8 protein-coding genes are annotated in these 8,361 nt (G+C 45.9%); 7 read left to right on the top strand and 1 reads right to left on the bottom strand.

Features of this window, described 5'->3' with window-relative positions:
* On the top strand, window positions 1–1,364 hold a 1,364-nt coding region (gndA, locus tag AC1DSE_RS25180), incomplete at its 5' end, for an NADP-dependent phosphogluconate dehydrogenase (RefSeq protein ID WP_477528361.1).
* A gap of 12 nt (window positions 1,365–1,376) precedes the next feature.
* Here gndA and AC1DSE_RS25175 read toward each other — a convergent pair.
* A complete protein-coding gene (locus AC1DSE_RS25175) occupies window positions 1,377–1,700 on the bottom strand; it encodes a hypothetical protein (RefSeq protein WP_076268224.1) in 324 nt (107 codons plus the stop codon).
* 160 nt (window positions 1,701–1,860) lie between these two features.
* Between AC1DSE_RS25175 and AC1DSE_RS25170 the strand changes: the two genes are divergently transcribed.
* From AC1DSE_RS25170 to ptsP, 6 genes are all read left to right on the top strand, one after another.
* Window positions 1,861–2,370: a shikimate kinase gene (locus tag AC1DSE_RS25170; protein WP_339208792.1), complete on the top strand. Its 510-nt coding sequence runs from the start codon at window positions 1,861–1,863 to the stop codon at window positions 2,368–2,370.
* 77 nt (window positions 2,371–2,447) lie between these two features.
* Window positions 2,448–3,743: a 3-phosphoshikimate 1-carboxyvinyltransferase gene (gene aroA / locus AC1DSE_RS25165; protein ID WP_477510134.1), complete on the top strand. Its 1,296-nt coding sequence runs from the start codon at window positions 2,448–2,450 to the stop codon at window positions 3,741–3,743.
* Between the two features lie 54 nt (window positions 3,744–3,797).
* On the top strand, window positions 3,798–4,232 hold the full coding sequence (locus AC1DSE_RS25160) for a CoA-binding protein (protein ID WP_076268227.1): 435 nt from the start codon (window positions 3,798–3,800) through the stop codon (window positions 4,230–4,232).
* A 137-nt stretch (window positions 4,233–4,369) separates the two neighbouring features.
* Window positions 4,370–5,011 (top strand): hypothetical protein, encoded by a 642-nt coding sequence (locus AC1DSE_RS25155; protein ID WP_339208797.1) that lies wholly within the window; start codon window positions 4,370–4,372, stop codon window positions 5,009–5,011.
* A 205-nt stretch (window positions 5,012–5,216) separates the two neighbouring features.
* Window positions 5,217–7,103, top strand: coding sequence for a glucose PTS transporter subunit IIA (locus AC1DSE_RS25150; protein ID WP_339208798.1), 1,887 nt, complete (start codon window positions 5,217–5,219; stop codon window positions 7,101–7,103).
* The coding region (gene ptsP, locus AC1DSE_RS25145; RefSeq protein WP_477528360.1) for a phosphoenolpyruvate--protein phosphotransferase at window positions 7,100–8,361 on the top strand (1,262 nt) is incomplete at its 3' end. The genes AC1DSE_RS25150 and ptsP, both read left to right, overlap by 4 nt.

The raw sequence follows: 8,361 nt of genomic DNA, 5'->3' as shown, positions 1-8,361 counted from the left end.
ACCTTGCCCTTAACATTGAAAGCAGAGGCTTCACGGTATCGGTGTTCAACCGTTCCCGCGAGAAGACTGATGATCTTGTTCAAGAAGCAGTTGGGAAAAATCTTGTTCCTACTTATACAATCGAGGAATTTGTTCAATCATTGGAAGTTCCCCGCAAAATTTTGATTATGGTACAAGCAGGTGCAGGAACAGACGCAACAATTGATTCGCTCGTTCCACATTTGGCTGAAGGCGATATCATCATCGATGGCGGCAACGCTTATTTCCCTGATACTGTTCGTCGCAGCAAAGATCTTGAAGCTAAAGGCTTCCGTTTTATCGGAACTGGCGTTTCTGGCGGCGAAGAGGGAGCTCTAAAAGGACCTTCTATTATGCCGGGTGGACAAAAATCCGCTTACGAGCTGGTTGAGCCCATTCTTACTGCTATTTCAGCTAAAGTTGGAGACGATGCTTGCTGCACATATATCGGACCAGATGGCGCCGGTCATTATGTGAAAATGGTACATAACGGAATCGAATACGGCGATATGCAGCTGATTTGCGAAGCTTATGATCTGCTTAAAAACGTACTTGATGTTAGTGCTGAAGAGCTGCACGAAATTTTCTCCGAATGGAATAAAGGCGAGCTTGACAGCTACCTAATCGAAATTACTAGAGATATCTTCTCCAAATACGATCCTGAGACAGGCAAGCCAATGGTAGATGTTATCTTGGATTCCGCTGGTCAAAAAGGTACTGGAAAATGGACAAGCCAAAGCTCGCTAGATCTTGGCGTACCGCTTTCCATCATTACAGAATCCGTATTTACTCGTTTCTTGTCAGCTATGAAGGAAGAGCGCGTTGCGGCTAGCAAAGTACTTAACGGACCTGCAAAAACACCTTTCCAAGGTGACAGAGCAGCATTTATCGAATCTGTTCGCAAAGCATTGTTCGCAAGTAAAATTTGCTCGTACGCTCAAGGATTTGCTCAAATGCGTGCAGCTTCTGAAGAATTTAACTGGGATCTTAACTACGGCGAAATCGCTATGATCTTCCGCGGCGGCTGCATTATCCGTGCTCGCTTCCTGCAAAACATCAAAGACGCTTACGACCGTGATCCTAACCTGCGCAACCTTTTGCTTGATTCTTATTTCCAAAACATCGTTGAGTCGTACCAAGGGGCTTGGCGTGAAGTGATCTCCGCTGCAGTTTCGAACGGAGTGCCGGTTCCTGCATTCTCAAGTGCAATTGCTTACTTCGACAGCTACCGTACGGAGCGTTTGCCTGCAAACCTGCTTCAAGCGCAGCGTGACTACTTCGGTGCTCACACGTTCAAACGTGTGGACAAAGAAGGAAGCTTCCACTTTAACTGGATGCAATCTTAATTAGATCAGCCATTAGTTCCTCGTCTCGCGAGGATTGTCCTTATTTAAGCCATAAGCTGCTTGACGCAAACAGTCGCGCAGCCGATCGGCCTCTTGATTGGAATAATGTCTGCGATGGATGAGCGACATGGCCGCTTCGGCAAAGAAATGAAAATTTTGCAATAAGCGTGGCTGCGTAAGATCCTTTAAGGCTGGATCTTCGTCAGCCACCTTTTTTTTAATAAATTCAAGCATCCAGACCACATCCTCCCGGCAAAGGGGATGGTCAGGATCGAGAATACGATTGAAGCGTTTTTGAGTTGGACTTTGATCAGGCAACTGAAGATCACTGTTCATCGCTAATGTCACTCCTATTCTCGAATAAACATCTTTATCATCCATACGGCATATATAACTTTTTTATACCCTAGTATTACAAAAAAATGATATGATATTGTAGAAAAATTGGTTTAACAAGAACGAAAAGGGTGAAACGGTTACGATGGGAAGGCAACAATTGAGTAAATTAGTGCTTATCGGGTTTATGGGAACCGGCAAATCAACCGTCAGCAAGCTGCTTTCCGAGAAGGTGGGCTGCACGCGCATCGACGGCGATGAAGAAATCGAAAAGCTGGAAAACAAGCGGGTTTCTGATATTTTCGCATCGGATGGCGAAGCAGGTTTCCGGATCATTGAAACCAAAGTGCTGGGAACGATTTTGGAGCGCGAGGATACCTGTGTGGTTGCAACAGGCGGCGGCGCAGTGCTAAGTCCCATTAATCGTGAGCTAATGCTTAAAAACGGTTTTGTCGTCGCTTTAAAGGCGAGCCCAGATCAAATCATCGCTCGGGTAAAGACGGACACAGAGCGGCCTTTGCTTCAAGGCGATGCAGAGGAGCGAGTTAATCTGCTGCTTAAACAGCGTGAGCATGCTTACGATTTTGCTCATTTTACGATCGATACGACAAATATGAGTGTGGAAGAAGTTGTTGCTGCAATACTCGAGCAATGGTCGCTTCATAAATAACGGAGATCATCATCACCTCAATCAGCCGATCAGCTGTAGATGTGTATATATTATTGAAAAGGGAGATCATACGAACTATGGACGTTTTAGTGACACCAACCCCAAGACTTGAAGGTGAACTTCAAGCGCTTTCTTCAAAAAATTATACCACTCGCTACCTTCTGGTAGCCGCTCTAGCTGAAGGAACAAGTACGATTTATTTCCCAGCCCACAGTGAAGACAGCGATGCAATGCGCCGCTGCATTCGGGATTTGGGAGCAACGGTAGAGGAAGACGAGGAGAAAATCGTTATTACCGGTTTTGGCCGCAATCCTAAGCCAGTTGAGCAGCTGGATGTAGGTAACGCAGGTGCGGTTTTGCGGTTTTTGATGGCCATCGCGGCACTTTGCCCAGACGTAACCTTTATTAATCGTTATCCAGATTCTCTAGGTAAACGACCTCATAGCGACCTCATTGAATCTTTGACAGCGATGGGCGTTTCTATTGAGCATAATGAAGGCAAGCTGCCTATTCGAATTCAAGGCGGCGCTCCAAAGGGTGGCAAAATTCAAGTTTCAGGCAACATAAGCTCGCAATTTTTGAGTGCGCTGCTGTTTTTGACGCCTCTTCTCGAAGAGGACAGTGAAATTGAAGTGCTGCATGATTTGAAGTCAAAAGTAGTAGTTGGCCAGACACTAGAAGTATTGGAGCAAGCGGGTATTGTTATCCATGCAGATGAGGACTTTATGCGGTTCCGCATCCCAGGCGGTCAAAGCTATGAAGCAAAAACTTATTCTGTGCAAGGCGACTACCCGGGGTCTGCAGCCATTCTAGCAGCTGCGGCTGTAACGGAATCGGATGTCATCGTACACCGTTTGGAAGAGAAGAGCAAGCAAGGCGAACGCGCTGTCGTTGATGTGTTGAAAATGATGGAAGTTCCGCTTACGCATGAGAATGGCATTGTCCACGTGAAGGGCAATGGCAAGCTCAAAGCAGTCGAGTTCGATGGCGATCATGCAACGGATGCTGTACTTGCAATGGTTGCAGCGGCTGTTTTTGCTGAAGGCACATCTAGATTTTATAATGTAGAAAATTTGCGCTACAAAGAGTGTGACCGCATTACCGATTATTTGAATGAATTAAGAAAAGCTGGAGCCAATGTCGAAGAACGCCAAGCAGAGATTATCGTGCATGGACGTCCTGAAGGTGTAGAGGGCGGTGTCGAAATCAATGCGCATTACGACCACCGTGTCATCATGGCATTATCGGTCGTTGGATTGCGTGCGAAACAGCCTATTCGAATTCGTGATGCACATCATGTAGCGAAGTCCTATCCAATATTCTTCGATCATTTGCAAGCTTTAGGCGCTAAGGTTGAATGGATTGAAGGCTAATTATTAGTTGACGTTTAGAAGCTTGTTCACAAAATAATGAATCGAGGTATGATCATGGCATTTGAGAATCCAACTCGCGAGCATATTAAGGGTATTTTGGAGAATAGCACGACGGTAGCTGTTGTAGGCTTGTCAGACAATCCAGAGCGCGTATCCTATATGGTATCTGAAGCGATGCAAGCGAAGGGTTATACGATTATTCCTGTTAATCCTAACGCCGATTCAATCTTGGGACAAAAAAGTTATGCGTCTCTAAAAGATATTCCCGTGCCAGTAGATATCGTAAATGTTTTTCGCAGAAGCGAGCATACGCCGCCTGTAGCTGAAGAGGCGGTTGCCATCGGCGCAAAAACCTTCTGGCTGCAGCTTGGCATTGCAAACGAGGAAGCGGCTGCGATTGCTGCAGCAGGCGGTCTTGAGGTTATAATGGATCGTTGTATCAAGGTGGAGGATTCCATCCTGCTTCCGAACGGGAAACCCAAAAGATAACAGTTATAAAAAACAGGTCACTCCTACACAATAAGAAAGCTTCAAGAGCGATTGCGTACTTGTTTTTCGCATGTAGAAAGCGAAACAAGCGGCATTCACTTGAAGACAATACGATTGTAATTCAAGGAGGACACGACGTGAATCAGTTTTCGCAACAACCGGGTAATTACCAAGGCCAACAGAGCTACCTTAACCAAAATGCACATTTTGAGCCATCTGGCCATGTGCAATCGCACTACCAAGGGCAGCTAAGCCAACCGACTTTTGGCAGAGAAACGCACTCGATTGTTGCTAACTCGCCAGGCGGTTACCAATCGTCTAATGCTTATAGCCAAGGAGCGCAAACACAACATTATGCTCCTAACAACTATTCGAATATGACGCATCCGGTGGGAACGAACAATTCATTCATGTCGCATCAACCGGTTCACAGCTACGCGCAATCGCCAGCAACGGCGTTTGGCAACGTAGGTCCGGTTATCGCACATGTAGGTTATCAAGCTGGTTCTGAGCATAACCAACAACATTCCTACTACCAGCCATCCTCGAATAATGGGGCGCAGTATGCTCAGCATGCAGCTTCCAATTATGGAGGTTACGGCCAATCGCAATTCCAAAATGGATATGGCGGTATGACACAAACTCACTCAAACACGTCGCTTCACCCTGTATATGAAGCAACGAATGCTTATCAAAACGCAGGGCCTGTCATTTCTCATGTAGGCTGGCAGTCGACGAGTGCAGTCAATTCTTCTCCTTATTCAGGCGGTAATCGATAACACTTTTTTAATACAATTAGAAAAGAATCATCAACATCGGCGGGCCCTTACAGGCTCGCCGTTTTACTTTGACAAAAACGCAGCAAACGCTTAACATCGATATAGATGTGTTGAATAATGCTTACGGAGTTAGTTTTGTTTTGCAAAACTTGAAGCTTATGCTTACGAAGTAGTTTTGCTTCGCAAAACTTGAAGGAGGTGCAAGATGGTTTTCATTGGGAGCCTGCAGCAGCTTGGTAGAGCATTCATGCTGCCGATGATTGTCCTGCCAGGTGCGGCTATATTTTTGAGTTTAAGCAAGCTGCCATGGGATTACTTTGGCCTGCCAGGGATGGAAGGCTATTTATTAGCTGCAAGCGAAACGATTTTTACATATTTACCATATATTTTTGCGCTGGGCATCTCACTTGGCTTAACGGGTAATGCTCTCGCAGCAGGGATGGCTGCTCTTGTAGGTATGGCTATTTATAGCGGTATTACAGGGTCGGCAGAGGTGCCGATTGAGCCAACCGTGCTCATTGGTACACTAATAGGAATTATTTCAGGCGTGAGCCATGAGAGGTTTAAAAGCTTAAAATTACCGGAATACATACAATTTTTTGGCGGACCGCGGTTTGTACCGTTATTTGTAAGTGTTGTTAGTTTGTTGTTCTCAATAGCTATGATCAATATTGCGCCTTATTTACAGAGCATGATGATAAATCTGGGTGAAATTGTTGAATCGGGTGGCGGTTTCGGCGTATTTTTATACGGATTTGTACACCGGATTTTGGTTGTATTCGGTTTGCATCATTTGGTCAGCCATGTATTCTGGTTTCAAATTGGCAGCTTTGAAACAGCTTCAGGACAGATGGTGTATGGCGATCTTCCGCGTTTCTTCGCTGGCGATCCTACTGCCGGCTCGTTTATGGCTGGACTTTATCCGACGATGATGTTCGCTTTGCCAGCCATCGCATTCGCCATTATTCACGAAGCGCGCGAGGATTTAAAGCCGAAAATTCGGAAAACGTTTATGTACGCAGCGCTTGCGTCATTTCTAACTGGCGTTACTGAGCCGGTAGAGTTCGCATTTTTGTTTGTTGCTCCTTATTTATACGTCGTCCATGCGATATTGTCAGGCATTATCATGTGGGTTACTTATGAGCTTGGCATTAAGCACGGATTCTCCTTCTCAGCAGGAGCCATAGATTATGTTATCAACGAGCATTTGGCAACGCGAGGTTGGCTAATCATACCGATCGGCATCGTTGTTGGCTTCGTTTATTACTTTTTGTTTCGCTGGGCGATACGAAGATTTCGGATTCCGACACCAGGTCGTGAGGAAGGCTCACAGCTTGATGAATGGGCAGGCGATATCCCTTATCGTGCACCGCTTATTTTGCAAGCCATTGGCGGTAAACAAAATATAGAAAAGATGGAGTCCTGTATTACAAGACTGCGGCTTAAAGTTTCCAACGATAAGCTGCTCGACATAAATGCACTTCGGAATCTGGGTGCTGCAGGCGTAATCAAATTAGGCGGCGGACATGTTCAGGTCGTATTTGGYACGTATTCCGAACTCATCCGTGAAGAGATGATCAAGACTATTCATCGTGATCAAGCACAAGTTTTGTTCCATTCGCCGATGCAAGGCCGCATGATTCCTCTTGATGAGGTGCCTGATCCGATATTTGCGGGCAAACTCGTCGGACAAGGCGTCGCATTTATACCGGAGAAAGGAGAGCTTGTATCGCCGGTCAAGGGCAAGGTGATGCATATTTATCCGACGATGCATGCGATCGGCATTCTTACTCCTGAGGGGTTGGAAGTTCTGCTTCATATAGGCATAGATACTTCGCGTCTGGCTGGCAAAGCGTATTTTAATGCGCTCGTTAAAGAAGGAGACGAAGTAACGCCAGGCATGATGCTTATAAAATTTGATTTGCAGCGAGTTCGAAAGGAGAGCAAATCTCTTGCTACTCCTATGGTCATAACAAATTCTGATCTTGTTCACTCATGGCGATTTGCACCTTTCAAAGCGGTGAAAAAGGGGCAGTCCTCGGTATTGTCTGTTGTACTTAAAGAGAGAAACGGTGGAGGGGAAACACAATGATTCAAGGAATAGGGGCGTCAGCAGGCATAGCGATTGGGAGATCGTTTGTGCTTCCGAATTGGGAATGGGAGTTACCGGAGCAAAAAATCGATGTAGCTGATTTTGCCCGCGAGTTCGAACGTGTATACGAAGGCATTCGTACCTCTAAGTCTGAAATTGAACAGATTAAAGATGATCTGCGAGATGTAGTCGGTTCAGAGGAAACACATATATTCGATGCTCATATAGCCATTTTGGACGATCCTGTCTTTATGAATGAAATCCAAGGTATTATCCAACGCCAGTACAAAGCGGCTGAGGTTGCTGTTAAAGAAGCTATAGATCATTTTGTTACAATGTTTGATCTGCTTGACGATGAGTACATGAAAGAACGGGCGCTAGATATTAAGGATGTGGGCAATCGATTGCTGAAGCATCTGCTGGGAGCGCCAGAAATTACACTGCCTTCAGATACGCAGCCATTTATATTGATTGCTAAAGAGTTGTCTCCTTCTCAGCTAGCACATATTAATCCGCAGCATGTGCTCGGCATTGTGACTCTTGCTGGCAGCAAAACTTCACATTCAGCTATTATGGCAAGAGCGCTCGGCGTACCTCTTGTTGTTGGTGTAGAGACGAGGTTAGTTGAGCCTATTCAAACAGGGCAAACGCTAGTAATTGACGGCAATGACGGCACTGTGTTTATCGATCCTGTTCAGCAAGTTATTGACTATTACACAGAGCTGCACTCTCATCAATCGGAAGCGAAAAAAAGGCTGCATGGCATTGCAGGTCATCGCCCGGTAACGCCTGATGGCAAAAGGCTGGAGCTTGCAGCCAATATTAGCTCCTACAAAGAGCTGGAAATTGCGATGTCGAGCGGGGCGCATGGGGTTGGGCTGTTCCGTACGGAATTTTTGTACATGGATCGAAATCGGTTTCCAAAGGAAGAAGAACAGTTTGAGGTATATCGCAGCGTAGCCGAACGACTTGAGGGTGAGCCGCTCGTCATCCGAACGCTGGACGTCGGCGGTGACAAGCAGCTCGATTATTTTGACCTGCCAGAGGAAGACAATCCTTTTCTAGGTTACAGAGCCATTCGGATATCGCTGGATCGTAAAGATTTGTTCAAAACGCAGCTTCGTGCTATTTTGCGGGCAAGTCATTACGGTCAAGTAAAGCTTATGTATCCGCTTATTTCATCTGTCGATGAAGTTCGTGCTGCAAATGCAGTATTAAACGAAGCGAAGCTTGAGCTTGAAGCAGCGGGGTATCCCTA

It is taken from the genome of Paenibacillus sp. 01L418 (genome assembly GCF_056400045.1).
This window is presented reverse-complemented; position numbering and strand designations above follow the sequence as displayed.

Coding starts and splice junctions, on each gene's coding strand:
- aroA (WP_477510134.1), top strand. CDS start 2,448: ATGGACGTTTTAGTGACACCAACCCCAAGACTTGAAGGTGAACTTCAA.
- AC1DSE_RS25160 (WP_076268227.1), top strand. CDS start 3,798: ATGGCATTTGAGAATCCAACTCGCGAGCATATTAAGGGTATTTTGGAG.
- AC1DSE_RS25175 (WP_076268224.1), bottom strand. CDS start 1,700: ATGAACAGTGATCTTCAGTTGCCTGATCAAAGTCCAACTCAAAAACGC.